Annotated in this window: 23 protein-coding genes; 17 read left to right on the top strand and 6 right to left on the bottom strand. The window is 59.0% G+C overall.

Annotated elements, in window-relative coordinates; all coding sequences use genetic code 11:
• Positions 1-17 precede the first annotated feature (17 nt).
• Entirely contained in the window at positions 18-770 is a 753-nt protein-coding gene (locus JI721_RS04825) for a YoaK family protein (protein ID WP_274456933.1), read from the bottom strand.
• A 108-nt stretch (positions 771-878) separates the two neighbouring features.
• Positions 879-2,312 carry a hypothetical protein gene (locus JI721_RS04820; protein WP_274456932.1) on the bottom strand — a complete coding sequence of 478 codons (1,434 nt, stop codon included), beginning with the start codon at positions 2,310-2,312 and terminating at the stop codon, positions 879-881.
• Positions 2,313-2,564: 252 nt separating this feature from the next.
• Between JI721_RS04820 and JI721_RS04815 the strand changes: the two genes are divergently transcribed.
• The 7 genes from JI721_RS04815 (at position 2,565) to JI721_RS04785 (ending at position 7,965) form a co-directional block, all read left to right on the top strand.
• Complete coding sequence (locus JI721_RS04815) at positions 2,565-2,897, top strand: 2Fe-2S iron-sulfur cluster-binding protein (protein WP_274456931.1); 333 nt, start codon at positions 2,565-2,567, stop codon at positions 2,895-2,897.
• A 12-nt stretch (positions 2,898-2,909) separates the two neighbouring features.
• The gene (locus JI721_RS04810; RefSeq protein ID WP_274456930.1) at positions 2,910-3,659 is read left to right on the top strand and encodes a creatininase family protein; all 750 of its coding nucleotides are present in this window, start codon (positions 2,910-2,912) and stop codon (positions 3,657-3,659) included.
• A 262-nt stretch (positions 3,660-3,921) separates the two neighbouring features.
• Positions 3,922-4,644: an iron-containing redox enzyme family protein gene (locus tag JI721_RS04805; protein WP_274456929.1), complete on the top strand. Its 723-nt coding sequence runs from the start codon at positions 3,922-3,924 to the stop codon at positions 4,642-4,644.
• A 173-nt stretch (positions 4,645-4,817) separates the two neighbouring features.
• On the top strand, positions 4,818-6,284 hold the full coding sequence (locus JI721_RS04800) for an aldehyde dehydrogenase family protein (protein WP_274456928.1): 1,467 nt from the start codon (positions 4,818-4,820) through the stop codon (positions 6,282-6,284).
• 28 nt (positions 6,285-6,312) lie between these two features.
• The gene (locus JI721_RS04795; protein ID WP_274456927.1) at positions 6,313-6,792 is read left to right on the top strand and encodes a GlcG/HbpS family heme-binding protein; all 480 of its coding nucleotides are present in this window, start codon (positions 6,313-6,315) and stop codon (positions 6,790-6,792) included.
• A 40-nt stretch (positions 6,793-6,832) separates the two neighbouring features.
• The gene (locus JI721_RS04790) at positions 6,833-7,228 is read left to right on the top strand and encodes a 2Fe-2S iron-sulfur cluster-binding protein (protein ID WP_274456926.1); all 396 of its coding nucleotides are present in this window, start codon (positions 6,833-6,835) and stop codon (positions 7,226-7,228) included.
• A gap of 98 nt (positions 7,229-7,326) precedes the next feature.
• On the top strand, positions 7,327-7,965 hold the full coding sequence (locus tag JI721_RS04785) for a GntR family transcriptional regulator (protein WP_274456925.1): 639 nt from the start codon (positions 7,327-7,329) through the stop codon (positions 7,963-7,965).
• Positions 7,966-8,738: 773 nt separating this feature from the next.
• On the opposite strand, the gene JI721_RS04780 is transcribed toward JI721_RS04785, so the two are convergent.
• Positions 8,739-10,103, bottom strand: a complete 1,365-nt coding sequence (locus tag JI721_RS04780) for an IS1182 family transposase (RefSeq protein WP_274455994.1) — start codon at positions 10,101-10,103, stop codon at positions 8,739-8,741.
• 356 nt (positions 10,104-10,459) lie between these two features.
• On the opposite strand from JI721_RS04780, the gene JI721_RS04775 reads away from it, so the two are divergent.
• The 5 genes from JI721_RS04775 to JI721_RS04755 all read left to right on the top strand — a co-directional run bounded on the left by JI721_RS04775 (position 10,460) and on the right by JI721_RS04755 (position 15,874).
• Positions 10,460-11,245 carry an aspartate dehydrogenase gene (locus JI721_RS04775; protein WP_274456924.1) on the top strand — a complete coding sequence of 262 codons (786 nt, stop codon included), beginning with the start codon at positions 10,460-10,462 and terminating at the stop codon, positions 11,243-11,245.
• 96 nt (positions 11,246-11,341) lie between these two features.
• On the top strand, positions 11,342-12,082 hold the full coding sequence (locus JI721_RS04770; protein ID WP_274456923.1) for a YjbE family putative metal transport protein: 741 nt from the start codon (positions 11,342-11,344) through the stop codon (positions 12,080-12,082).
• A gap of 188 nt (positions 12,083-12,270) precedes the next feature.
• Entirely contained in the window at positions 12,271-13,689 is a 1,419-nt protein-coding gene (locus JI721_RS04765) for a hypothetical protein (RefSeq protein WP_274456922.1), read from the top strand.
• A 307-nt stretch (positions 13,690-13,996) separates the two neighbouring features.
• Positions 13,997-15,250 carry an NRAMP family divalent metal transporter gene (locus tag JI721_RS04760; RefSeq protein WP_274456921.1) on the top strand — a complete coding sequence of 418 codons (1,254 nt, stop codon included), beginning with the start codon at positions 13,997-13,999 and terminating at the stop codon, positions 15,248-15,250.
• A gap of 171 nt (positions 15,251-15,421) precedes the next feature.
• Positions 15,422-15,874 carry a DUF5684 domain-containing protein gene (locus JI721_RS04755; protein WP_274456920.1) on the top strand — a complete coding sequence of 151 codons (453 nt, stop codon included), beginning with the start codon at positions 15,422-15,424 and terminating at the stop codon, positions 15,872-15,874.
• Positions 15,875-16,133: 259 nt separating this feature from the next.
• Here the strand turns inward: JI721_RS04755 and JI721_RS04750 are convergent, their stop codons facing one another.
• Positions 16,134-17,300: an ROK family protein gene (locus JI721_RS04750; RefSeq protein ID WP_274456919.1), complete on the bottom strand. Its 1,167-nt coding sequence runs from the start codon at positions 17,298-17,300 to the stop codon at positions 16,134-16,136.
• Between the two features lie 265 nt (positions 17,301-17,565).
• Here JI721_RS04750 and JI721_RS04745 point away from each other — a divergent pair, with 265 nt between their 5' ends.
• From JI721_RS04745 to JI721_RS04730, 4 genes are all read left to right on the top strand, one after another.
• Positions 17,566-18,654, top strand: a complete 1,089-nt coding sequence (locus tag JI721_RS04745; RefSeq protein WP_274456918.1) for a sugar ABC transporter substrate-binding protein — start codon at positions 17,566-17,568, stop codon at positions 18,652-18,654.
• 122 nt (positions 18,655-18,776) lie between these two features.
• Positions 18,777-19,586: an ATP-binding cassette domain-containing protein gene (locus JI721_RS04740; protein WP_274456917.1), complete on the top strand. Its 810-nt coding sequence runs from the start codon at positions 18,777-18,779 to the stop codon at positions 19,584-19,586.
• Positions 19,583-20,785 (top strand): sugar ABC transporter permease, encoded by a 1,203-nt coding sequence (locus JI721_RS04735; RefSeq protein WP_274456916.1) that lies wholly within the window; start codon positions 19,583-19,585, stop codon positions 20,783-20,785. Before JI721_RS04740 ends, JI721_RS04735 begins: the two co-directional genes overlap by 4 nt.
• A gap of 133 nt (positions 20,786-20,918) precedes the next feature.
• A complete protein-coding gene (locus JI721_RS04730; RefSeq protein WP_274456915.1) occupies positions 20,919-21,698 on the top strand; it encodes a polysaccharide deacetylase family protein in 780 nt (259 codons plus the stop codon).
• On the opposite strand, the gene JI721_RS04725 is transcribed toward JI721_RS04730, so the two are convergent.
• Positions 21,670-22,650, bottom strand: a complete 981-nt coding sequence (locus JI721_RS04725) for a YitT family protein (RefSeq protein WP_274456914.1) — start codon at positions 22,648-22,650, stop codon at positions 21,670-21,672. The genes JI721_RS04730 and JI721_RS04725 overlap by 29 nt on opposite strands.
• Before the next feature lie 122 nt (positions 22,651-22,772).
• On the opposite strand from JI721_RS04725, the gene JI721_RS04720 reads away from it, so the two are divergent.
• Positions 22,773-23,480, top strand: a complete 708-nt coding sequence (locus tag JI721_RS04720) for a tyrosine-protein phosphatase (protein WP_274456913.1) — start codon at positions 22,773-22,775, stop codon at positions 23,478-23,480.
• On the opposite strand, the gene JI721_RS04715 is transcribed toward JI721_RS04720, so the two are convergent.
• A complete protein-coding gene (locus JI721_RS04715; protein WP_274456912.1) occupies positions 23,439-24,635 on the bottom strand; it encodes a glycoside hydrolase family 15 protein in 1,197 nt (398 codons plus the stop codon). The two genes, JI721_RS04720 and JI721_RS04715, sit on opposite strands and share 42 nt — an antisense overlap.
• Positions 24,636-25,046 lie beyond the last annotated feature (411 nt).

Here is a 25,046-nt window from a genome sequence, read left to right as displayed (position 1 = left end):
TCCGCCGGCAAGAGGATTCACATGCTGATTTCCGACCGTCGTTCCGAAGACATGCGCATCATCGAGGCGGATGACGTGATGACCACCGCCAGGACAATTACCACCGGCAGCCACACAGCCTGCAAATGCCACACAGACACGAGGCCGCCGCACAGGGCAGCGCCAACACCATATGCGACGATCACGATGACCCACATCGACAGGGTGAGCGGTGTCACCTGGTTCTCCGGTTGTTTCGCATCGTCCGCGTTGGGGGTGAGTTTCAGCCGCTGGCCGACCTTCCACACGCAAATTTCCATCAGCCCTGTGAGGGTGCTGGTAATCACCGTCGTGGTGACGCCGTTCACGCCCACCCGCCGGGCTGTCACGCCTTGCGTCCCCATCGCAAACGAGAGCACGACGATGAGCAGCTGCTTCCAGTCGTCGTCGAGAATGTGCGGTGCGCGGCTCAACAGTGCAAACAGCACCAGGGCGGCCAGCTCCACGGTGATAACGACGGATGCGGTTGGCGTCCACCCTGAACCCTTGCGCGTGCGCCGGAATATCAAGGCGGCTGTCACCGCGCCCAGCATAAATCCGAGCAAGGCGGACGCGTAGTTGAGCGGATTGAGTCCGTCGGCGTGAATCAGGCTCAGCCCGAACAACACCGTGTTGCCGGTCATCGCGGCGACGAACACCTGACCGAGGATGAGGAAGCTGATGGCGTCCACACAGCCGGAGGTTGTGGTCAGGAGGACGAGCATCGTGTTGTGCATTGCAGGCTTGGACATGTCATCAACTCTTTCTCTACAGATTTCCATATAAAATGGAAGGCTTGTGTGCACCGGCATGCCGGGCCTGCGCGAGTGCGGCGAACCCTCCTGGACGAAACGTGTTCATCACAGCGTCCAGTGGGGCAGAAGCCGCTGGCCGATCGCGACAATCGCAACAATGAGGACGAGAAAACAAATGCAAAACTTGACGTTCCAGCGCATGATGGTCCAAGGACTCTGCTGTGCAACGGTACCCGTCACGTTCAGTGTAGCGTTGAACGGGCTGACAATAAAGGTCAATACGCCGCCGCCAAAGAGCGCAATGGACAGCCAAATCGGCGACATATGCAGGACGGATGGGTGCAGCGATGTGCCAAGCAGCGCGATGCTCACCACCGGGTGGAAGCCGATCATCGACATCGCGATCACGATGATTGGAATCACCGCGATGAAGACGGACGGCCCGATGGCGGCCGCCACATGCACGAAGGTCCTGTTCAGGGATGCGCTGGCCTGTGCGTGTTCCAGGGTGGAGACGAAAAAGCCAGCCGCCGTAAAGACGGCGAAGGTGCCGTGCAAATTGCGCACGGTCGCGTGATGCCGGGCCAGCTGCCGCACAAAGGACAGGCCCTCGCCCATCAGTGCCGACCACGCGGCGGCGAACGGAATGGATAGAATCGAAATGACCTCCAGCATCGACCACCCGCTCCAGTGTTGAATCAGCAGCATGCAGGCGATGAACGCGACAATGGCGATGGGGATTTGCCAGATGCTGTGGCCGCGCGTCGGCGCATTCGTCTCCTCCGAGGATTCAGCCGCCGCCGCGATGTAGACATCGGCCGATTCCGGTTGAAAGGCCGGCCCGCGGCTCCCTTTGAACAACAGCACACTGAGGGCGAGCCCGGCGAAGCTGATGATGAGCGTGAGGGGCAGTACGGCCAGCCAGGCGACGCGGGTGACGTTCACGACCGCCGCCACGACGGCTGTGACGGGACTCCAGGCGAGCGGCATCGCGTATCCGGTGACGATGCTCTGCACCAGGAAACGCTTGCCATCGCGGAGATTTGAACGCTCGACCACCCCGCGTACGGCGTGATACATCATCGGGATGGTCGCGATGTTCATCAAACTGCCCAACAGATACGCGAAGGCGCTGATGGTGAAGTACAGTTTCCGGTCGGACAGGTGCCGTTTTTGCAGCACCTGGCTGACCGACACCTCGTAGTGTCCGACACGCACCGGGATCGCGATGAGCGGCACCACTGCGAACAAGCATAGCAGGCTTGACATGCTTCCAAAAGAGGTCAAGATGTGGAACCACGATGTGCTCGACGTATGGGCAAAGTAGAGGCCGCAGACGACAAACGCGACAGAAAGCGCTTTGGACACCAGTGAACAGTACGCAAACGCCGCCAGCAGGCAGCAGACGGAGCTGACGGCAAGCAGCACCTGGGCGCCTGGAAACGGGAAAATGACTGAGAGCAGATAGAGCAGGACAGAACATAAAAAGATGTAGCCTCGCGCTGCACCGACCGCTTGAAGTTTTCGTATGACGCCCACCGATTGCTCCACATCCTTCTGCCGAGGGCCCGTTGACAGACACACCGCACGGGCCTTGGGCATGCAGTTGCCGCTGTTGCCGCAGTTTCACGCAAACGTTCACATGCAAATTCGCAAATGATGGTCCATGCAAACACTCAAATTATTTTGAAGTGCAACGCCACAAGGAATGTCTATGTGTTATATTGTATATTGTATACCAAATTGCGAGAGGGTCAATGGCACGAACGCTGCAGGAGGGGGGAGCGCGAGATGGTGAAGATTATTCTTCACGGCGTCGACGGGCTGAGTGAACACGAGGTTCCGGAGGGCAGCAACCTGGTGGTGCTCGCTGGCGTAAAGAAATTGCCCGGTCTTCGATATTCGTGTGGAATGGGGCGGTGCACGCGCTGCGCCTCGCGGGTCATCGGCGGCGCCGAGCACCTGCCGCCGCCGAATTGGAAAGAGGAGCGCATGCTCGGCGAAGACAAGCTGGCGGAAGGCTATCGCCTGCTTTGCCAGTTGACCATTTCGCATGACTTGGAGATCGTGCAGGACAGACTTCCGTTAAAACCGGCGTGGAAGCGGTTGGAGCAAAAGGTTTGAAGGGGTGATGGTATGGGATACATTCTGGCGGACATGACATGGCCGGAAGTCCAGGAGGCTTTGAAGACGGTGAAGGTCGGCATCATTCCGCTCGGCGCGCACGAACAACACGGGCCGCACATGAATGAAAGCTGCGACGCCGTGCTGGCGGAGCAGATGGCGCGGCGGCTGGTCGACCGCCTGGCACCGTATGCCGTCATGACACCCGCCATTCCATTTGGCATTTCGATTCACCACATTCACTTTCCAGGCACCATCACCATGCGGCCGGAGACCCTCATCGCCGTACTGCGGGATGTCGTGTGGTCACTGCAGCAGCACGGGCTGGAGCAGTTTCTCATCGTCAACTCCCACGGGGGAAACCAGTCGCTGCTGAGTGTCGCATCCGCACAGCTGAGCGTCGAGCTGGGTGCGAAGGTGTACTATGCGAAGACGACGGCTGCGGCGAAGCAGGCCATTTCCGAACACGTACAGTCGAAGCTGTACGGCCACAGCTGTGAACGGGAGGTGTCTGAAGCCTTGTACATGGCACCGGACATCGTGCGCAAAGACCAGCTTGCGGCTGGCGATATTCAGGAGGGAAACTGGCGGTTGCTGCGGCCGGGCAACGCCATTCAAGGGTTTCACTTCTACGATGACATGACCCGCAATGGGTGTATTGGCAACGCGCCGGCAGGGAGCCGCGCAGCGGGGGAGGCCATCGTGGAAGAAGCGCTGGATGGACTTGAGGCTGCAGCGAGACAGCTGTTTGGCTTGGCTTGAGAACAGCGGTTGAACGTGGTCTGATGATGAGGCGTTGAAGCGTCGGTGCTGGCGAACCGATGTTGAAGCGTCGTTGCTCACAAAGCAACGAAAATCAAGTGTTAAAAGAATATTCTGTTGACACATGCAAAAGCGATTGCTATAGTTTGCGTTAGAAGGTATGCAGTATACCAAATTCACCAACTGATTTTTGGTATACAGAATACCTAATCGACGAGAGCAAACGAAGCAGCCGTCGATTCAAAAATGAGGAGGGTTCAACATGGCGGAGTTGTTATCGAGGGAAGAGTTTCGGGCGAAGATGGAAGAAGCCATTAAGGGAAAACACTCGAAGGGCGCGCCGTTCAGTGTCGCGTGGGCGGAAGGCAAGCTGGAGCGTCACCACTTTGCACGCTGGGCGGAAAATCACTACCACTACGTTGGACCGTTCGCAGACTACCTTTCCTACATTTATGCCAACATTCCCGACCAGTACACCGATGCGAAAGACTTCATTTTGCAGAACATGTACGAGGAAGAAATCAGCGACGTACGCCACACGGACCTCCTCATCCGCTTTGCAGAGGCTTGCGGCACCACTGCCGAGGCCGTGACCAACGAGCGCAACATGCTGCCGACGACGCGCGGCCTGCAGTCGTGGTGCTATGCATTGGCCATCCGGGAGCACTTTGTGGTGGCGACCGCGGCGCTGATTGTCGGTTTGGAATCGCAGGTGCCGGATATCTACCGGAAGCAATACCCGCCGTTGCTCGAAAAGTACGGTTTCACGGAAGAAGAGGCAGAGTTCTTTTCGCTGCACATTGTGTCCGACGAGATTCACGGAGAACGCGGTTATCAGATTGTGCTGGATTATGCGAACACGCCGGAACTGCAGCAGCGCTGCCTGCAAGTGATTGAAGACGGAGCCAACATGCGCTGGACCTATACCAACGGGCTGTACGAGGCGTATGTGAAGAATGACCTGGGCACCGCGGCTGCGGTGTAAGGTGTTTGGCAACACACCGCCCTCATGACGCGCATCTGCTGACGGACTTTGGCAGGCAGGCGTGATTGGGCAGGAACGTCTGGATGCACACAACAGGGAGAGCGGTGTCTGTCTTGCACCGCTCTTGTCGCATCATGAGGCGGGTATACGAGTACAAGGAGCGTGCGCGTTTCGTGCAAACCACAAAGTCTTCGACCGAGTATAAGAGTTTTATCGCGGGCGGATGGCGGACTTCTGCGTCCGGCGACTGGATTCACAGCATCAACCCAGCGGACACGTCGGATATCGTTGGAAGTTTGCCAAATTTTACACGCGAGGAAGCCGTCGCTGCAGTGGAGGCGGCTGGAGCGGCGTTTGCGGCGTGGGCGGCTGTACCCGTGAGCAAACGTGCGGCCGTTTTGCTGGCGGCGGCGGATTTGCTCATGCAGCGCGCGTCGGACTACGGTGCCGAGCTGACCCGCGAAGAAGGGAAACCCATCGAGGCGGCGACGAATGAAGTGAAACGTGCGGCAGCGACGTTCCGCTTTTATGCGCAGGAAGGCATGGCTTTCGGGGGAGAGACCTACCCGGTCGACGATGGGGGCAGCTTTGTGTTCAGCCATCGTGAACCGCTCGGCGTCGTCAGCGTCATTACGCCGTGGAACTTTCCCATTTCCATTCCCGCCCGGAAAATCGCACCCGCCCTCATCTCCGGCAACACCGTCGTGTTTAAGCCGGCTTCCGACACACCGGTGATTGCCCTGCGGTTGGTGGAGTGCCTGCTGGAGGCGGGGCTTCCGGAGGGGGTCATTCACCTGGTCACCGGATCCGCCTCGCGGGTCGGCGAGGTGCTGACGGCGCACCCGCTGATTCGTGCCATTACGTTCACCGGATCGACCGAAGCTGGCGAAAGCATTCACCGGACGACCCAGCTGACGACACGTACGCAGATGGAGCTGGGCGGCAAAAACCCGCTGATTGTGATGGAAGACGCGGACCTTGACAAAGCGGTCACGCTGACCATCAAGGGCGGGTTTGAACTGACGGGGCAGGCTTGCACGGGGACCAGCCGGGTCATCGTCATGCGTTCTGTCTATGATGCCTATTTGGAAAAACTGGTTGAGGCGACGGGAAAGCTGAAAATCAGCCACGGTTTTGAACCGGGCGTGGAAGTGGGCCCGCTGGCGAATAAAGGTCAGTTGGAGACGACGCTGTCGTACATCGACATCGGCCGGAAGGAAGGGGCCCGCCTGCTGATTGGCGGCGAACGATTGACGGAGGGCCAATACGCCAACGGATATTTTGTACGGCCGGCGGTGTTCGCGGATGTGAAACCGGAGATGCGGATTGCGCAGGAGGAAATCTTCGGCCCGGTGATTGCCGTTCTCCCGGTCGACTCCTTCGAAGAAGCCCTGACCATTGCAAACGGTGTGGAGTACGGCCTGTCCGCTGCGATTGTCACGCGGGACATCGCGAAGGCGAACTACTTTGTCAAGGCGATTCAGGCCGGCACGGTGAAGGTCAACCGGACCACCACCGGCAATCTGATTCAGGCACCCTTTGGCGGGCTGAAGCGGTCGAGTACGTCGACCTTCCGCGAGTCAGGCCGGGTGGGCCTGGAGTTTTTCACGCAAATCAAGACCGTCTATTACGGCAACTGACCCTACGGATTTGACAGGAGTGTGCGGGATGAAACAGACATACCAACTCGAACTCGCAGAAGCGCGGGTGATGCTGGAGGCCGCGAAGGAGAAGTCTCAAGAGATTGGGGTGCTGGAGACCATCGCGGTCGTGGACCAGGGCGGGCACTTGATTGCACTGGAACGCATGGATGGGGCGCGCATCACCGGTCCGGACATCGCGATCGCAAAAGCATTCACCGCGGCAGGACACAAGCGCTCGACCCACTTGTTCAACACACCACCCAACGGGCCGGCGCTGCCGAACAATGAGGCATATGGCATTCAGTTGATGTTCCCAGGCAAGTTTGCCGTGTTCGTGGGGGGATTCCCCGTCGTTGTGGATGGAGAGGTCATTGGGGGCATCGGGATCAGCGGCGGCAATGGCGAACAGGACACCGCGGTCGGAACGGCCGCGCTGGCTGCACTGGCACAACACCTGGAGACGTCCGGACATTCCGTCATCACGTCCGCCGACATCAAGAAGTAGGCCTTTTCTCTAGGTACATTATCCAAAGGGGCGGGAGACCGTGACCAAACACTACATTTATTTCAAGACTTCGGGTCAAAAGATTGAACTGGGTACGGGGAGCGAAGCACACGTGCTGCGGTTGTCCATCCGCTATGGCGGCGGACTGCCTTATCGCTGTGCCGGCGGCAGGTGTGGGACGTGCAAGATGCATGTGGAGGAGGGGCTGGAGAACCTGTCTCCCGTCAACAAGGCGCAGGAGCGGATTCTTGGCGATCTCGTCCACCAGGGGTACCGCTTGGGCTGCCAGACGTATGCCTATGGGGACTGCACCGTCACGTGGGATGCCGCCCAAGCGAAAGGAAAACAGTACCAGAAGTTGAAGGAATTCTGGGAGAAGTACGATGAGACGGAGGCGTCCGCAGCCCTCCTGAATGAGAAGCGGGGGTTGGGCTGAGTCTGCCCCATATTGCGACGCCGTGAAGCCGCTGGTACGATATGGAGTAGATCGATAGACAGCTCACGGCAATCATTCTGGGTCGGGGCAGACTGGAAGTGACGGCTCGAATGGCGGAAGAGACGCATTTGTTTGAGGAAGATTTTAGTCCGATTGAAGTCAAGGTGCACCAAATCCTGCGAGAACAAATTCTGTCCGGTGAACTGGAGGCAGGAACGCGGCTGATCGAACGCGATCTGGCGGACAAACTGCACATCAGCCGCACGCCTGTACGCGAAGCGCTGCGAAAGCTGGACGCAGAAGGCCTGATTCAGATCATTCCCCGCAAGGGCGGCGTTGTTCTAGAGATTTCCAATGAGGAAATCATTGATATGTTTCGGATTCTGGAGTGTCTGGAGTCGCTCGCTGTACGCCAGGCTGCGGAGCGCATTACGCCCGAAAGCCGAAAAATTCTCGAATCCGTGGATGAGACGACGGTGGAGAGCATGATCCACGCGATCTGCCAGGTCAGCCGGAACAAGCGCCTGGAAGAGATGATTAAGGGACTCGCCGATGTCCTTCACGCCACCGCGCGGGTCGGCCGCGAACAACCGGGTCGGGCGACGCAAGCCACGGCAGAGCACCGCGAGATTCTCGCGGCCGTGAAGCAGGGCGATGGCGAGCGTGCTGCAGAGCTGGTCCATCAGCACATCAACCGCTCGGTTGAGGCCTACCAACAACAGCTGAAGAAGCGCTAGCTCAAGAGAGGCTGCCCGCTTAGGGCGCCTTTCCTACCTTAATGGAGGCTCGGCCGGGCCGGGCCATCGGTATGAAGGCGTGTTTGGTTCCCTAAGGTACCGGGAGTGTGGCAGGGCCCAGCAGCTTAAGGCGCCTTTCCTACCTTAAGGGGGATCCGGCAAGGCCGGGCCATCGACTTTAAGGAGTGTTTCCTTCCCTAGGATGCCGGGAGTGTGGCCGGGCCCAGCAGCTTAAGGCGCCTTTCCTACCTTAAGGGGGATCCGGCAGGGCCGGGCCATCGACTTTAAGGAGTGTTTCCTTCCCTAGGATGCTGCGAGGGGGGGCCTGGCCGTTTAGGGCACCCTTTCTACCTTAAGGGGAGCCGGGCCTAGACGATAGGGCGTGTTTCCTTCCCTAAGGTACCGGGAGTGTGGCAGGGCCCAGCAGCTTAAGGCGCCTTTCCTACCTTAAGGGGGATCCGGCAGGGCTGGGCCATCGACTTTAAGGAGTGTTTCCTTCACTAGGATGCTGCGAGGGGTGGGGGCCTGGCCGTTTAGGGCACCCTTTCTACCTTAATGGAGGCCCGACAAGGCCGGGCTCAGCAGCTTAAGGCGCCTTTCCTACCTTAATGGAGGCCCGGCAAGGCCGGGCCATCGACTTTAGGGCGTATTTGGTTCCCTAGGTGTGTGTCCGAGTATCGATTGGATCTTTTGAACCGATAAAGGCCGAAATCACTCGATTATTGCTCTTTGACACCAAGCAGGTCCGTCGAAGCTAGTCTTGGGTGTCTGGTTCACACCGTAGCCCACTTCGGCGTTCCGTAACGGAACAACTTCAGCAGGTTGTGGCACATGGCTACCAACGACCATTCGCCTTCAACTTTGGCGAGGCCTCGAAGGGAGAAGTGGTCGAACTTTCGGCAATGCTTGATTTGCCCGTGCGGCGGCTCAACGATGACCTTTCGTCTGGCGTAGATGGCATGTCCCTTCTTCGTCTTCAGCTTTCGAGCCATTCGTTCCTTGACGCCGTAGTGACTCGGTATCCGACCTCTGACCGTGATTGGCATGGTGTTGTGTGGCTGTCGCCCGGTTGCAATATATGGGTCGATGCCTTCTGATTCCAGCCAGGTGATGTCATCCTGCTTGAAATATCCGGCGTCACAGGAAAGCCGCTTGGGTTTCTTGCTCATGTTCTCTTCGACCATCCGCATCATGTCTCGAAGATGACCTGCATCCGCCGGGCTGTTCGTGACCTTCGTTGCAACGATGATTTGGTATGCTTCATCGACGACTGACTGAACATTGTATCCCTGGATGAACCCATTCGCCGTCTTCATGATTCTGGACTCTGGGTCTGTGAAGTTCATCTGTGCCTTGTCTGCTGGCAGATCCTTTGGTTGCTTGCGTGGACGCCCACGCCGCTTGCCGCCAGGACCCTTGCCATCCGGGTCATCCTTGTTATCCTTTGACTCTTGTTCCGCTTGTTCCTTGGCACGTTTTTCAAGAGTGGCCATGGCCTCCTGGATCTTCTTCAAGCGGGTCTCCCGCCGAGTAAGCTCAACAGGCAACTCGTCTCCACGGGTGGAACCGTACCGTCGGTCTTCGCGCTCGTCCACATGCTCCACCTGACGCAGAAGGTCACGGATTTCCTTGCGCAGCTTCTCGCTGTCTTGCTTCATCCGCCCGTAGCTCATGGCCTTATGCTTGGAGGCGTTTGCTTTGATCTTGGTCCCGTCCAGCGCGATATGTCCGAGTTTGACCATGCCGGACTCAGAGCAGATATGCAGCACCTGAAGGAACAGGTTTTCGAATGCCGCCAGGTGACGTTTGCGAAAGTCACTGATGGTGCGAAAGTCAGGGAATTGGTTGGCTGACAGCATCCGATAGGCCACATTCTCTTGACAAGCCTTCGCGATCTTCCGCGACGAGTAGGTGCCTGTGGAGTACGCGTAGATGAGCACCTTGAGCAACATGGCTGGATGGTACGGTGGAAAGCCTCTGAGCTCTCGCTCGTACACGGACAGAATCGCTGAGATATCTAAACTGTCGACGATGTCGTCGATGAAGTGGACTAGGTGATCCTCAGGCAGCCATTCGTCCAGAGAAGGTGGCAACAGCATGATCTGGTTCGGGTCGTAGGGACGAAACTTTTTGGTCATCTCGAAGCCTCCAAAGGTGAGCTACAGGAGACTTCGACAGTGATCCTTTTATTACCTTTTGGGAAACCGGAAATTACTCGGACACACACCTAGGCCGTCGGGAGCGTGATAGGGCCTGACCGAGTTGCATTCGGTGCGTGCTTTCTTCCAAAATGTTGACGGAATACTTGATTCTTTTTGGCATATGGTATACTATATGCAATATTCAGTATACCCGTGATAGAAAGTAGACCCAAAACAGCGTGCATGCACTGATAGATTGTCGCAGCCACATTCGCAACCAGAATTAGCATGAAAATCTCAGCCAGATTCACAACCAACGAACATCATGATCGCGGTGAGAGGCGGGAACAGATTTGCGCATTGGGTTCATCGGGTACGGGGCCATCGGCCGAGATGTTATCGAAAGAATCGGTCGTGAACCATCTGGTGACTGGGTCGTAACGGGGGTTCTGACCCGCTCTGACCGCATGATTCCGGGCATTCCTTCCACCTCCAGGTTGTCTGAGTTTCTGGAATATGAGATGGACCTTGTCATCGAGGCCGCCGGACAGGATGCGGTGCGCGCCTATGCGGTGCCGATTCTGGACGCTGGCTGTTCCCTGGTCATCACGAGTGTCGGCGCGCTGTGCGATGACGGGCTCGCCAGGGACATCGAGGCCGCCGCGGCTGCGTCGGGCGTGCGCGTGTTCTTTCCCTCCTGTGCGTTGGCCGGACTGGACCGCATCGCGGCAGCTCGGGAAGGGCGCCTCGACCGTGTGTCGCTGACGACGCGCAAGCCGCCTGCCGCCTGGTATGGCACGGGCGTCGAACACCGGTACGATCTCGACCGTCTCACCGCCCCGGTTCGTGTTTTCCAAGGCTCGGCGCGTGAAGCTGCCCAGCGCTATCCGCAAAGTGTGAACGTCGCGGCTGCCGTGGGACTGGCTGGCGTTGGATTAGATCAAACGAGCGTGGAGATTTGGGTCGACCCAGCTTGTCAGCACAATGTTCACCAGGTTGAGGTCGAGGGGGAGTTTGGGCGGTTTTCCTTTGAAGTGAACAATTTCCCATCCGAGAACCCGAAAACGGGCGTCATTGTCGCCATGAGCATCATGAAGCTTCTGAAAAACTTGACCGCGCCGTTTGTCATGGGCATTTAGGTGACTCGTTTTTTTTACTGCAAATTTTGGTATACAAAACACACTATACAAACATGAGACGCTATCCAGCAGACCTGCTGGAGGGAGGCATAGGTAATGCATATCGGAGTGCATGTGATGGTCGTCATCGCCGAAATCGTATTTATCAACCTCCTGCTCAGCAGCGACAACGCCGTCGCCATCGCTGCCGTGCTATACGGCTTGCCGGAACGTATCCGCAAACGCGCCCTCGTCTACGGCACTCTTCTGTTGATCGTCCTGCTGATCGCGCTGACGGGCATTGCCAGCCGGCTCATGCACTTCTCTGGCGTGGAGATGGCTGGCGGCGCACTGATGGAGTACATCGCGTTGAAGCTGGTGCTTTCCGACGAACAGGAAGCGGACCCCAAGGCAAAACACGACGGCTCCCTGTGGAAGGCGATGCTGCTCGTCCTGCTCATCGACCTTGTGATGAGCCTGGACAACGTGGTAGCCATCGCCGGGATCGCGCAGAACCAGGTGCTGCCCATGGCCATCGCGCTGGCCATCAGCATTCCCATCATGGTGTGGGGCAGTCAAATCATATGTCGTTTGCTCACCCGGTTTCGTATCTTGTTATGGGTGGGAGCCGGGATTTTGTCCTGGACGGCGGCCAGTGTATTCATGCGAGACACGCTGATGCTTCACTGGTTTGCAGCAAACGACCTCGCAAAGGCTGCCATCGGGCTGGGCGTCGCGCTGTGGTCGCTGCTCTTGGCGTGGGTGTGGCAGCAGTTTCGTGCACGCGCGTCGCGGGCCGCGGCATCGAACGTGTCGTGCCCAGAGGAAGTCCAACATTTGCCTGGCCAAAACTCCTAAGCTCGACAACCTGGAAAGGGGGAATGCGATTATAATCCTTCTATACAAATTGGTATAACCATGAGGGATGAAAGTGGCTTGCAGGTATTGTCAGAACATTTCGTACGTAAGGTTCAAGCAAGGAGCACAGGTCAAGCAAGGGTTGAATCATCAGAGGGGGATTCAAAAACTCGCAGGGGAGGTTATGTATGAGCCTCGCACACTGGATGTACCTGATTGGTGCGTTAGTCATCATTGTTGCCATGGTTTTTCGGAAAAATGTGGTGGTTCCAAGTATTGTATTTACAATTTTGGTGGCGTGGACGTTCAAGGGCTCCGTGATTTTTGGCATCGAATCGGTCTTCAATGCCGATTTGTATGCGGCGGGACAACTGTTCAACGTGTTTCTGCTCATCACCATCATGGTGGCCATGCTGAAAGCGGCCAGCGCGATGGGGGCAGACAAAATTATGATTCAGCCGATTCAGAAGTTGATGGTGTCGCCCGCGATTGCCTACTTGATATTGGTCGTGGCAACATTTGTGATCTCGATTTTCTTCTGGCCAACCCCGGCGCTTCCGCTGGTCGGTGCGCTGCTCATTCCAGCGGCGGTGCGAATTGGCTTAAGCCCGATGACCTCTGCCATGGCGGTGGCGATGGCCGGCCAGGGCATGGCGCTCGGCGGCGATTTGGTGATTAAGGCAGCGCCTAAAATCACGGCCAGTGCAGCCGGGATTCCAACCGACATGGTGTTGGGCAAAGCCGCCATTCTATCGGCCGTGACTGGCGTGGTCGCCCTGGGCATTGGGTACCTGATGCAGCGGCGCGAAGATATCGCCTTTGCCAGCAGCAGCCTCGAAGAGCGGACGCAAGCGGCAGGCATCTTGTCCATTCAGGAAATGGCGGCGACAAGTGAAGCCGTTGAGACGGGACCTGTCCGCAGTTCGAAGGTGGCTGTGGTCATGGCCATGCTCATTCCCGCGGTCCTCCTGGCTGTCGTCGCGGTCATGATTTTTGGGCACGTCAGCAGCGGTGACGCGACGGCTCTGCTCGGTGGTGCAGGTGCACTCCTGCTGTGCGTCATTGGTATGTCTCACAAATCCGAGAGCCGATTCGGGGGATTGGAAGCGGTCAGTGACTTCCTCGTGGAAGGGTTCGTATTCGCCTTTCGTGCAATGGGGCCAGTCATTCCGATTGCTGGGTTCTTCTTCCTCGGGGGTTCGGATGGCGCACAGGCAGTCCTCGGGCCGCATGCGCCGGGTTTCCTGTTCGACATGGCCGTGAAGATCAGCCACGCACTTCCGCCGGGCAGTGCCCTTGCCGCCTTTGGGGTGCTCATTCTGGGGATGCTCACTGGGGTGGATGGTTCTGGCTTTGCCGGCTTGCCCTTGGTGGGCAGCACGGCTGGCGCCCTGGCGAATGGCCATCCCGCGTTCATTGGCACACTGGGCGCGGTCGGGCAGGTCGGATCGATTTGGACTGGAGGCGGAACCATCATTGCCTGGTCTTCCTTGGTGGCCGTGGCGGGTATCGCAGGCGTGAATGTCCAGGATTTGGTGAAGAAGAATTTCCTGCCCGTCATCATCGGGCTGGTGGTCAGCACCCTGCTGGGCATTCTCCTTTGGTGACCAGTGCTCGCAACGGTGGCATACGACGTTGGCGTCAGGATTCCTGGGGGGGAATCTAAAACGAACGTTTACGATCAGGGGAGAGTGGCGCTCTCCCCTGTTTCATGCCAACGCGGAACGCTGCGGTTCAGCCGAATGCTGCCTGCAGGTCCAACGCTGCCATCGAACGAGCGAACCGAACGCCGCCATCGAACGCTGCTTTCGAAGGAAGAAAGGCGTCCGCCTCCAGTTGCCATCGGTTTGTTAATTAGTATACACTAACAACTGTCATTCTATCAATCAAACCAGAGCTTGGGAGAGGTACACCTTGGAAGCACTGAAAGCGGCCAACCCACCACGGGGCTCCATCAAAAGACTCTTGCGTATCATCGCGCTGTTTGGTCCGGGCATCATTGTGATGCTGGCCAACACCGATGCGGGGTGTATCATCACGGCCGCACAGTCTGGGGCGCAGTGGGGATACGCAATGGTGCTTCCGCAGCTTGTACTGATTCCCATCGTATACTTGGTTCAAGAAATCACGGTCCGTCTCGGCGTTGCCACGGGAAAGGGCCATGGGGATTTGATTCGCGAGCACTTTGGGCAGAAGTGGGCATGGCTGTCCGTCTCCACGTTGTTCTTGTCTGCGATTGGCGCGCTGGTCACAGAGTTCAGCGGCGTGGCCGGGGTGGGTGAATTGTTCGGCATCTCGCCTCGCTACAGTGTGTCGGTGGCCACGCTTATTTTAATTGGCCTCGGTTTTACCGGCAGCTACAAGCGGGTGGAGCGCATCGGCATTGCGATGGGGCTGTTTGAACTGCTGCTGCTCCCGGCCGCGCTGATGGCGCATCCGAGTGCGCACGCCCTGTGGTCCGGACTCTCCACCATCCCGCTCGGAAACCCCTCTTATACGTTTTTGCTGGCGGCCAATGTGGGGGCCGTCATTATGCCGTGGATGATTTTTTATCAGCAGTCCGCCGTCGTCGACCGGGGGCTTGGAAAGCACCATTTGAAGGCGGCGCGGTGGGACACCCTGACGGGATCGATTGTGACGCAGCTGGTGATGATTGCGGTCGTGGTGATGATCGCGGCCACCATCGGCAAGGTGAATCCGAATCAACCGCTGAACGACGTCGGCCAAATTGCCGGCGGCCTGCTGCCCTTTCTCGGTGCGGCGGGGGCCAAAGTGGTGTTCGGTCTGGGCATGCTGGGGGCCAGTTTCGTCGCGGCGCTGGTGGTTTCGCTGGCGGGCGCCTGGGGCATCGGCGAGGTGGTCGGATTTCCGCACAGCGTCAACAACAAGGTGCGGGAGGCCAAGTGGTTCTATGTGGTGTACACCCTCGCGCACATCGGCGGGGCGGCACTGGTGTTCAGCGGCATCAACCTCGTCAACCTGTCCGTCGACACGGAGGTCATGAACGCGCTGCTGCTTCCCATTGTCCTTGGCTTCTTACTATTGTTGGAGGCGAAAGTGCTGCCGGCGGAGTGGCGGATGAAAGGCGCGTACAAGTGGACGGTGTGGGTGATTTCCGCCGTCGTGATGTCCTTTGGGTTGTACATGGGGCTTCGAATCCTGGTGTGAACCCGGACGGCTTGCGGCGATTTGAGGGGCTCAGGAGAACCAAACAATGGATTTCAAATGACCGTATCTTTTTTCGCGCAGCCACGCTATGATAGCAAAGGTCGGTGCTGATGTCACTCGCCCTGACCTGGATGGTACAGTGTTGATTTCCGATGAAAGGAGGGTGAATACGTGTCGGGATATTTGGGACTCTTCGGGATTTTTATGGTGCTTGGAGCATTCATCTTTGTCATTGGATTGGGCATTTACATCCTGGAGGCGTTTGCTTTTTTCATGGCCTTCCGAAAAGCGGGCGTCCATCATGCCTGGCTGGCGTTTATCCCCATCGCCCAGCTGTGGCCCTATATGCGCGTGATCAAAAAGAGCGCGTGGAATCTTCTGTGGTTGTTGGTTCCAATCGTCGACGTGGTGTTTGTCATCATCTGGCAGGCGCGGTTCTTGAAGGCCTTCGGTATCAGCCGCTGGTGGCTGCTGTTGTACATCGGCACGGTGATTCCAGGGGTGAACTACGCGGTGAGCATCGCGTTCATTGTGATTTACTGCATCATCGGATTCTCCGCCAGCCGCCAATACAACCCTAACTTCGATGTACCGCCGTCGCTGCCGCCTGGTTTCTCGGTTTGAAGCGGACTTCCCTGGAAAAATGACCTCCCTAGAAAAACCCCTTGTGTCGAAAGGCCGTTGGACGGTACGGTCTTCAGACGAACAAGGGGTAATCTAAGGAGAAGAAACGGCCTCGAAATTCGCCGCTTCCCTATACTGTTCGAGGTGTCGTCCAGAGAATTGACGGTTGAAAGACTGGAAATACATAGCACCCTGCTCGGCGCAGCCCTCATCACGCAACTTCGCGCAGCCCCCTTCGGACAACGTGGCGCCGCGCCCTTCACAAAATCAGGTGGGCGATGCAGAGGCGAGCCGCCCCGCTGACCACCGCGTCTTCCTCTGCAAAGTCAATCTCGACGTCTTTATTGGAGAGAATCGAGCGGTGACGGAGCACCGAGCGAATCGCGGGCCGAAGCCACGCTGCCCCGGCAGCGATGGGGCCGCCGATGACGATGCGTTCCGGGTTCACGCCGTTGGCAATATTGGCGATCCCGATGCCTAGGTATCCGCCCAGTGTGGTGAGTGCCTCCTGATAGTGAACGTCCCCCTGCACAGCTCGCTCCACGACAATCTGCGCGAACTGCGACTCCAAGTCTGCGGACGCCTCCATCTGGCCCCTTTCCTGCAAATAGCGGAGGAGCGCCTGCTCGGAGGCGTATTGTTCCCAGCAGCCATAGTTGCCGCACCGGCACAACAACCCGATGGTCGAGATGGTCATATGGCCGAATTCGCCTGCGATGCCTTTGTAGCCTCGGAACACTTCGCCGTCAATGACGATGCCGGTCCCGACGCCGATGCCCACGTTGACAAACACCAGCGGGGTGGAGGGGTGGGCCCGGTAGGCGGACAATGCGCCGCAGTTTCCATCATTGTCGATGAAGACGGGAAAGGTGAGGTGCTTTGAGAGGGCCTGACAGACGTCCCATTCCGTGATTTCAATGTTGGGCAGATAGTAGGCGAGGCCCGTTTCGAAGTTCACCATGCCAGGCAAGGCGATGCCCGCGCCGATGATGCCGTGCGGACTGGCCGGCGCCTTGGCGGCGACGGCGTCAATTTCGGTCAGGAGAATGTGTTTCAGCTCCGCCGCCGAGAACTGATGTTGGGAAAAATCAATCGGGCGGACGTGCTTGTGCACGATTTGCCCCATGAGGTCCGTCAGGACCGTGGTCACATAGGTGATTTGCACGTTCACCCCAATGCAGTAGCCGGCTTTTGCGTTAAATTCCAGCATCACCGGCTTGCGTCCCCGCCGCGAGCGGCCGTAGCCAACTTCAATCACGTATTGGTCCCGGATGAGGTCGTCGACCAGCGAGGAGACAGTCGCTTTGTTCAAGCCTGTCATTTGCGACACCGAGATGCGCGACACCGGGCTGCGTTCATAAATCAGCTGGGTTACGAGTTTCTTATTCACCTGCCGCATGGCGGTGGAGTCCATGGTCTTGCTCATCAGCGTCACCTCGTGCTCGCTTCAATCTGCATCGGGATTGGGAGATTGGATCGGAGAGGCATCGATCCATCAATTTAGATTTACAATATTGCAAAACGTCCGTGTTTAGTTTACCATACAAACTAAGAGAAAAGCGAGAAGCGCTTATACTAGCATGAAAGGCCTTACATTTATGTTGATTGTACTGTAATAGTTGTTTGAGACAACCAATGAGGGCGGATTCGCAGCAAATCACACCGATTGACAAGTTCAGGGGGGAACGAGCATGAAGCAAAAGAAAGGGATTGTGGCAGGCATCGCCGTCATCGCGGCGATGACACTCGCGACCGCTTGCGGGAGCAGCGGCGGTGGCAACGGAACGTCCAACGGGTCGGGAGGCTCGGGCTCGAAAGGCGGGAAGATGATTGCGCTCCTGCTGCCGGATACAACCTCCTCGGCGCGCTACGAGACACAGGATAAGCCGGATTTCGAGAAGGAAGTCAAGGCGCTCGACCCGAGTATTACGGTCGATTACGAGAATGCGCAAGGCAGCGATTCGACACAGCAGCAGCAGGCGGAAGCCGCGATCACCAACGGCGCGCAGGTGCTGGTGATTGACCCGGTGGATTCGCAGTCGGCGGCAACGATTGTGAACGAGGCGAACCAGGCCGGCGTGAAAGTGATTTCCTATGACCGAATGATTGAAAACGCGAAAGTGGACTACTACGTCTCCTTCGATAATGAAGAGGTTGGGAAGCTGCAAGGCGAGTACATCGCGCAGCACACGCCGAAAGGGGGGACGGTCGTGATGATTGACGGTGCCCAGACGGACAACAACGCGCTGCAATTCGCGCAAGGCGCGCACGCCGTTCTCGACCCCCTGTTCAAGAGCGGGCAGCTCAGGAAGGGGTACGAGAGTTACACGCCCAACTGGGATCCGAGCAACGGGCAACGGGAGATGGAAGCGGCGCTTACGAAACTGAATAACAAAGTCAACGCTGTGCTCGCAGCGAACGACGGGCTTGCGGGTGCGGTTATCCAGGCCCTGGCGGCCCAGGGACTCGCCGGCAAAGTGCCGGTGACCGGCCAGGACGCCACGGATGCTGGGCTGCACGACATCATGCAGGGCACGCAGTCGATGACGGTGTACAAGGCGGTCCCGAAGGAAGCCAAACTTGCGGCAGAGCTGGCGGTTGACATCGTGGACAACAAACCGATTCCGTCGAGCCTGGTGAACACCAAGGTGAACAACGGCGCCGAGGACGTCCCCGCTGCGTTGCTGCAGCCCGTCGTTGTGACGAAGCAGAACATCCAGTCGACGGTCATCAAGGATGGCTTCACCACGATGCAGAAGATTGAACATCCGTCGAGCTGACGCCTCGATGCAGGTGTAGTGATGGGAGAGCGCGGGGAATCTCCTGCGCTCTCTTTTTCACTCATGGTTCTCACGTCTCGTCCTCACGTCTCGTTTTCACGTCGTCTGTGGAGGTGGCAGAATTGAGTCCAGCAACGCAAACGCACCACGATACAGCAGAGCCGGCGCCTCGCCCGCTGCTTCAGGTGGAGCACATTCGCAAGCGGTTTGGTGCCGTACAGGCACTTCAGGATGTCTCTTTGGAAGTCTACCCCGGAGAGGTGGTCGCGCTGGTTGGCGACAACGGCGCAGGCAAGTCGACGACCATTAAGATGATCAGCGGGGTGGAGACGCCCGACGAAGGCAGGATTCTCGTCGAAGGCCGCGAGGTGCACCTGACCAGTCCCGCGGTTGCCGAGCAGCTTGGCATTCAGACGGTGTACCAGGACCTCGCCCTGTGCGACAACCTGGACATCGTCTCCAACCTCTTTCTCGGGCGCGAATTGCACCGCACCCTCATCCCCGGCGTCATCAAATCGATCCGCAAGGCGGAGATGGAGGAGCGCGCCATTCCTATCTTGAAGGAACTCGGCATCAACCTGCCGCCGCTCAGCACGCAAGTGGCGAGCTTGTCCGGGGGGCAGCGCCAAACCGTGGCAGTCGCCAGGGCGGTCCTGTGGGGGTCCAAACTGGTGCTGCTGGACGAACCGACGGCTGCACTGGGGGTCACACAGACGAAAGCGGTGCTGGACCTCATCCTGCGCCTCGCGGAAAAGGGCGTCGGTGTCCTGGTGATTTCCCACAATATGAGTGACGTGTTCCAGGTTGCCGACCGGATTGTCGTGCTCCGGCTGGGGAAAACCGTTGCCAACTTGACGGCGAAGGAGACGCGCCTGGATGAAGTGGTCGCCGCTATCACCGGTTCAGCAGAGGAGGTGCTGACGGGCAAATGAGTATGCAGCTGCGTGAGGGCAAACAGCAGCAGCAAGGTGGCTTAGCGGGCGTTTGGCGCGATCGCATCGCAGCCGGAGAACTGGGCCTGCTGCCGGTCATGCTGGCACTGGTTGTCATATGGATCATCTTCCAAAGTGTGAACAGTCACTTCCTGTCGGGCCGCAACATGTCCAATCTGATTTTGCAGATCGCGGAGATTGGCATGCTCGGCATCGGCGAAACGTTTATCCTCCTGCTCGGCGAGATTGACCTGTCTATCGCAGCCGTGAGCGGGGTCGCGGCGGCGGTTCTGGTGCTGATGTCGGGCGCGCACGTGAACCCGTGGCTGTGTATTCTGGCCGCGGTGGTCGTCGGCGCCGTAATTGGCGTGTTCCAAGGGTTTTGGGTCACCATCATCGGGGTGCCGGCGTTCATCGTCACGCTCGCCGGATCGCTCGGGTATCAGGGCATTTTGTTGGCGTTTCTCGGCAACACCGGTACGGTCCCGATTTTCAACCAAACCCTGCTCAACATCGCCGCCTCCTATGTGCCTGGATGGCTGGGCTGGGCGCTGGTCGTTGTCGCGGTGGCGGGGTACGCGGCTGGGCTCATTGGCATCCAGCAAGGGCGGCGGAAACGAAACCTGTCCGCCATGTCGGCCCGTTCGATGACCTGGCGCTTGGTCCTCCTGGGGGTTGTCTCGGTCGTGGTGGTCGGGGCGCTCAACTCCTATCGCGGCGTGCCTGTCGCTGGCCTCATCCTGCTCGTGTTTGTCGTGCTGTTTGCGTATATCACCCAAGCGACCGTGTTCGGCCGGCACATCTACGCCGTCGGCGGGAATAAGGAAGCGGCGCGGCGGGCCGGCATCAACATCAGGTCGATTCGCGTCATTGTCTTCACCCTAAGCGGCGTGATGGGCGCTATTGGCGGCATCATCGGGGCTTCCCGCCTCGGGTCCGCGTCGCCCGCATCCGGGGGCGGCGACTTGCTGCTCGATTCCATCGCGGCGGCGGTCATTGGCGGCACCAGTCTCTTCGGGGGACGAGGCAGCGTTTGGAACGCGCTGGCTGGCGCGCTGGTGATTGGCAGTGTGGAAAACGGGATGGACCTGCTGAGCGCGCCTTCGAGCACCAAATACATCGTGGAGGGCGGTATTTTGCTGATCGCGGTCACCATCGACACCATGACGCGCAACCGCCGCAAAGTCGTCGGCCGCTGAGGCGGCCGCGGCGGCACCGCAGAGTGACCTGAACCGGTCCGGCCTCGCCGATGCCAAGGGGTGTGCATGAATTTTCCAAATCTCGGACAGAGTATAAGCTGCGTACGACACACTATACTCTGCGGAGGTTTCCATGGGACACCGCACCTCTACTGTTTTGGCACTCATCATGTCGATGATGCTCACGACCCTTGTCATCGCGGCGCCTGCGCGTCCGGCGCAGGCTGCAAAGCAGCCTGCATCGGGCACGGCGGCATCGGCCGCCGGATCTGCCGCAGCGGGCGCAGCCGACGCACCCGCCGCGTCGCACAAAACACTCTACCTGACGTTCGACGATGGCCCGAGCCAGCGATATACGCCGCAAATCCTCGACATCCTGCGACGGGAGCACGTTCGTGCAACGTTTTTCGTGTTAGGATCACGCTCGCAGGAATACCCTGGCCTGGTTCGCCGCATCCGCCTGGAGGGGCATGAACTGGGCAATCACGGCTTCTACCACGAGGTCATCACGGGTAAGCCGGATGTGTGGGTGCGTCAGGATGTGACCAAGGCTGAGCGGGCGATTCGGGCGGCCAGCGGTGTCACGCCGGTGCTCTACCGCCCGCCGGGCGGCATGATTGACCAACGGGAAATGGCAATGCTCACGAAAGCCGGGCACCCGGTCGTCCTGTGGACCCTGGACTCCGGGGACTGGCGCGCCAAGTCAGCGGCGCCCATCGTCAATACCGTTCTGCGCAACGTGCAGCCTGGGGCGATTGTGCTGTTTCACGACGGCATTTCGCCGAGTCGTTATACCGCGCAGGCGCTACCCAAAATCATCCGCGTCTGCCGTGCCCGCGGCTACACCTTTGAGCTGGTGCCTGTCGGCCCTGCGGCCAGCCGAATCACCACCCACGCAGATTCCCGCCAATAACGTCGGACGCGGGCACAATGGTGCAGACGGAGAGTGGATCGACCGCCTGAATCACCGCCTTGAGCTGCGGCACCTGCTCCTTGACGGCAATGCAGTACAGCACCTGCCGCGGCCGGGCAGGGCTGGTGCCGCCCGCATCCCACAGGGTCATCTCCATCTTCGTACCCAATTCCTCCATCAGTGCCCGCTGCATTTGTGCCGCGTCCGTCGTCACAATCATCAAGCTGACTTTGTCCATATTGTTCAGCACCGCATCGTACGTCTTGGCCGTTACAAAAATCGACATCAGCGTATACAGCGCCAGCTCGACATCGAACAGCGCCATGGCCGCCAGGATGACCCCGCAGTTGATGACCAAGGTCGTGGTGCCCATCGGGATCCGCCGGCGCGCCAGGAACCGCGCCAGGATGTCGAACCCGCCTGCTGACCCGCCGACGCGCAAGGTCAAGCCGCTTCCGAACCCAATGATGAACCCGCCGAAGATGGCGGCCAGAATCGGGTCGTTCGTGAACGCCCGGGGAACGTGCAGCACGTTGGTGAAGACGGACTGTTCAATCACGGAGATCACGGTGTAAACCATGAACCGTTTCCCGAACGAACGAAAGCCGAGGATGAGCAGCGGGATGTTGTACAGGAGAAACTGCATGCCAATGGGCAGCTCCAGCAGCTTGTACAGAATGATACAGATGCCAAACAGTCCGGTGGTCAAGAGCTTTGCCGGCACCAGGAACTCCTTGACGCCGAACGCGATGAGAAAGGCGCTGAAGGTGATGGCGGCAAGGTCGAAGAGAAACCGGATTTCCCGGCCTCCGGGACCGGACGTGATGCGGCCGAGCGGGCTGGCGTAGCGGCTGGCGCCAGCACGCGTCGATGCAGTCGTTCGGCCGGCCTGCCGCGCAAGGGAGAACGCTCCGTTTGGAAACCGTGATTTACCTGGCATTTTGACCCGCATGATGTCCTCCATCGGCGTAGATTCGTTCGCTGTAAGCGCACATGGGACAGGGCCCTTGTACACATGTATGTAGAAATTCAATATGATAGAATCAGTGTGAACTGCGACAGGGGATGGAGTTCATGACCATCGACATCCATGCACATGTACTGCCCGGCCTCGATGATGGGCCGGATACATTGGCTGAAGCAGACGTGCTGCTCCGGGCATTTCGTGATTGCGGCGTGGAAACAGTCATCTGTACGCCCCACTATCTGCACCCGATGTTTGACGTGACAAAGGAGCAGATTGACGCGGCGTTTGCGGAGCTGACGGCGGCGAGACCGAGCGGGGCGGAAGCCGATGCCTGGCCGAGACTGCTCAAGGGCGCCGAGGTGCGTGTGACGAGGCGCCTGGTGGACGATTTGCGCAGTCGCACCGTTCCGACCCTCGGCGACACGAACTACGTCCTGGTGGAGTTTCCGAGCCAGGTCATCGACGATGCGATGTTTGAGATGATGCACGAACTCCTGGTGCGGGACTACCAGCCGATTATGGCGCACCCAGAGCGGAATGTCGCGATCCAAAAGGACACATCACTAATTAAGGACTTCATCGACGCGGGCGTGCTCATGCAGGTGACCGCGTCATGCTTCGACGCACCGCGCAATGCCGCGAGCGCCGCCGTCCGGGTGGCCGAGTGGATGCAGGCGCAGGGGTACGTGCACTTTGTCGCATCCGATGCGCACAACCTGACGTCTCGGCCCCCGTCCGACGCGAAGTGGCTGCGGGGCATTCCCCTCGAAGGTTCAGAGAGTGGAGCCGCGCAAGCCAGCCAGCGCGTCGAATAGCTGGATATACATGGAGACGGCCCAGGCCAGCGGCGTCTGCGGATTCGGCCGGTCGGTGCCGCCGTAATACAGCTCCGGCAGCACGCCGGGGCGGGTCATCACCTGTTCGGTGCGGCTGAGATACGACAGGGCGCGGGCGTGATCGCCCAAGGTGAACCAGCACAGCCCAAGCCAGGGCAGCCCCAGGCACCACTCGGCTTCGGTGTGGTCAGTTGGGGCGTGGCCGGTTGGGTCGCCGGGGGCCCCGGGGTGGCCAGTGTGGGCCTGGGCGTGGTCGGCTTCGCCTTCGGCGCGGCGGTAGTATTGGTCGCCTTTGTAGCGAATGACGCCGCGATCGCGCAGCAGTTCGCTTTCCACCCGCGCCACGATGCTGCGGGCGACATCGGGCGGTACCAGCTGATACGGGTAGATGAGGCTCAGCTGCGCCAAGTCACAATCCTTCGAAGCGCTTTCACGCGGCAGGAGCGCATACAAGGCGGTCATTCCGCGGCGAATCACGTCCCAGTCGACCGTAAACCAGGGCTGCAGCGCGAGCAGGCCGGCCGTGCAGGCGCCGATGCTGCTGGCGTGAATCTCGCGGTTCTCCTCCCACATGCCGTTGTCCGCGTCCTCCCAGAACGCCAGCGTGGTGAGGTAGCGAATGAATTGATTGATCAGATCACAATCGGCTTCGTGTCGAATCATGCGTTTGCCGTGTCTGAGGCCGATCGCGATGCCGTACAAGAACGCACCGATGGCGTCGTTCTGAGCATTCCCCCACGGCTCCTCCAATTCCCTCAGTGTGTCCGCATGGTACCGCGGATGCATATATTCAAAGGCCTCCCGCGGCCGGTGTTCCGCGTGGTAGTCCAGCTTCCAGCGGTACTGGTGAAAGATATCCAGCATGCTGTGGTAGGTCTGCTCGTAGCGGTCGTCCGGCTGTGGGTGTGTCGACTGCGGGTGCCTGGGTGATGTCTGCAGTTCGGTTGACGGAGTTCGCTCAGGTGCCACTTGCAGCTGAGGCGTCAGCGATAACGGGTGCGATTGTAGAAAGGCCAGGGAGATGTAGCAGACATCGCGGATCCACACATAGCGATAAGCGTCTGACGTGCTTGCCAAATAGAGGCCGTTCGACATTCGCAGTGTCTCCAGGACCCGATGGGCCGCGTCGCGCATGGTTGATCCCTCCCTCCCCCACAGTATGTGTGGAGGAGGATGGGGATGTGCCTGTCTTGGGTGGAGGCGGAGCTGTGGGGGCCTGTGGGGTTTGGGGGGTGGGGGGTGGGGGGTGGGGGGCCCGCCCGGGGGCATAGGGCACCCTATCTACCCTATCGGAGGTCCGGCAGGGCCGGACCATCGACTTTAGGGCGTCTTTCCTGCCCAAAGTGACTGCCAGGGGAAGGGGGTCCGGGGGCATAGGGCAGCCTATCTACCCTATCGGAGGTCCGGAAGGGCCGGACCATCGATTTTAAGGCGCCTTTCCTGCCCAAAGCGGTCGCCAGGGGGAGGGGGCCCGGGGGCATAGGGCACCCTATCTACCCTATCGGAGGTCCGGCAGGCCGGACCATCGACTTTAAGGCGCCTTTC

The sequence above is a fragment of the Alicyclobacillus cycloheptanicus genome, from assembly GCF_028751525.1.
GTDB lineage: Bacteria > Bacillota > Bacilli > Alicyclobacillales > Alicyclobacillaceae > Alicyclobacillus_L > Alicyclobacillus_L cycloheptanicus.
This window is presented reverse-complemented; position numbering and strand designations above follow the sequence as displayed.